This window comes from Clostridium sp. AM46-21, from assembly GCF_003480025.1.
Lineage (GTDB): Bacteria > Bacillota > Clostridia > Lachnospirales > Lachnospiraceae > Coprococcus > Coprococcus ammoniilyticus.
The window spans coordinates 1-628 of sequence record NZ_QUIB01000033.1 but is presented as its reverse complement, the minus strand read 5'-3'; the positions used below and the strand labels follow the sequence as shown (position 1 = coordinate 628).

General features: G+C 45.4%; 1 protein-coding gene. It reads left to right on the top strand.

Annotated elements, in window-relative coordinates; genetic code table 11:
• A partial coding sequence (locus DW959_RS14260; protein ID WP_207664463.1) for a DUF5979 domain-containing protein occupies window positions 1-628 on the top strand: 628 nt, incomplete at both ends.

The following is a 628-nucleotide window of genomic DNA, read 5'->3' as shown; positions in this document are numbered from 1 at the left end:
AGCGTAACGATCAATGACATTCCGGTAGGAACTTATACAGTAAGTGAGGAAGCAAATGGAACCGCGGTTAAGGATTATGGCTTAACAGTAAGTGGTGAAGGTAATGTCATCGTCACTAAGGATGCGACAGCGACCGCAACTGTAACGAACACTTATACTCAGGATAAGGGAAGCTTAACGGTAGCCAAGGCAGTTGCAGGATATACCTTTGATGCAAGCAAGACATTCATGATCTACGTAACAAACGCAAGTGGTGAATATGTTCTTGCAGATGGAAGCATAAGCGCAACCAAGACAGGAATCAGCGTACCGGCAAACGGAAACGTAACGATCAATGACATCCCGGTAGGCACATATAACGTAAGCGAAGAGCAAACCGGAACAGCAGTTGCAAACTATGGCTTAGCAGTCAGTGGTGAAGGTAATGTCACCGTCACCAAGGATGCGACAGCAACAGCAACCGTAACGAACACTTATACACAGGATAAGGGAAGCCTGACGGTAGCCAAGGCAGTTGTAGGATATGACTTTGGAGCAGCAGGTAAGAACTTTACAATTTATGTAACAAACGCAAGTGGTGAATATGTTCTTGCAGATGGAAGCATAAGCGCAACCAAGACAGGAATCA